General features: G+C 61.0%; 1 protein-coding gene. It reads right to left on the reverse strand.

Annotated elements, in window-relative coordinates; genetic code table 11:
- The coding region (locus CXY75_RS00010) for a helix-turn-helix domain-containing protein (protein WP_233201633.1) at window positions 1-338 on the reverse strand (338 nt) is incomplete at its 3' end.
- Window positions 339-1,131: the final 793 nt, after the last annotated feature.

The raw sequence follows: 1,131 nt of genomic DNA on the forward strand, positions 1-1,131 counted from the left end.
CCGCGGCCTCCCGCGTAGAGGGCTTGGTAGATCGCCTCCGGGCTGACCCGCATCTCCTGCCGATCGGGAAACACCGCAGCCAAATGATCACTGATCTGTTCCGGACTCCATTTCACGCACAACTTGGTCTGCACCAAAGAGGCCAGTTCGGGATGGTCGAATTTGCTGGTCTTGGGACGACGTCCACGGAGCTCAGCCTGCTTCTGCGCCGCATACGGGGCATACCTCGCCCGTGCCCGCGGGCCGGACTTGGACCCACCTCGAGCCAGCTCCCGACTGATCGTGGCAGCAGACCGGCCCACCAAGGCAGCAATCGCCCGCACGCCAGTGCCAGCCACGTGCAAGTCCGCGATCCGCAGCCGCTCCTCCAAGGACAAGTACCGCCCCGACCGCTCCACCTCAGGAAGAGGAATCCGCCCACCCGTTGCTTGACGCNCAACGCCGTCCAGTTCGTCGATTCACGCCCACAGCATCGCACGATGCGGTCAGCATCGAGCCTTGAGCCATCAGCTCCCAGAACCGCGCCAGCTTCTCCACCAGTTCAAACTTCGACCACACGTACAACACCTCACAAAAATAGAGTGTTGCGACGACCGGTTGAATTCGCCGAACCCTCTACGGGACAGTGCGGGTGGATCGCCAGGAGTCGTTTCTGGGGCGAGCCATTCTCGATGCAATACTCGATGATGAGGCAGGGCGCCTCGTCAGGCGATTGTGGGGAGCGGTTATTAGGCCTACGAATAACCTCGATGCGCTGCGCCTGTCGCCCAGCCACAGACCGTGAATGACCTGCTTTGTGCAAGCCATCGGATCTACGAGGGCGGCGGGTAGCTGACCGCGCAGGTTCAGGCTGAAGAGAACGATCACCGGTCGTCGCCTAAACCGGTGTCGTAGTGTCACGACCACTTTTTTCATAAGCCCCTTCGGCTGCCCGGGGTCTTCCCCAAGATTATGCAGCCCACAAGGAGCAGCAGTATCCCCTGTTCAGCCACATCGTGTCGGTGGCTAACACGTGACATCAGAGGGAGGAGACGCGCGTTGGCGGTAGTGCGTGAACTGACGGATACGGTGTGAATGAAGGGGGTGTCTCGTTCGAAGATTCCTCGAAGCCTTAGACGCTCGGGGACCCTG

This window comes from Cryobacterium sp. Y11 (genome assembly GCF_002929535.1).
In the GTDB taxonomy this organism is placed as follows: Bacteria; Actinomycetota; Actinomycetes; order Actinomycetales; family Microbacteriaceae; genus Cryobacterium.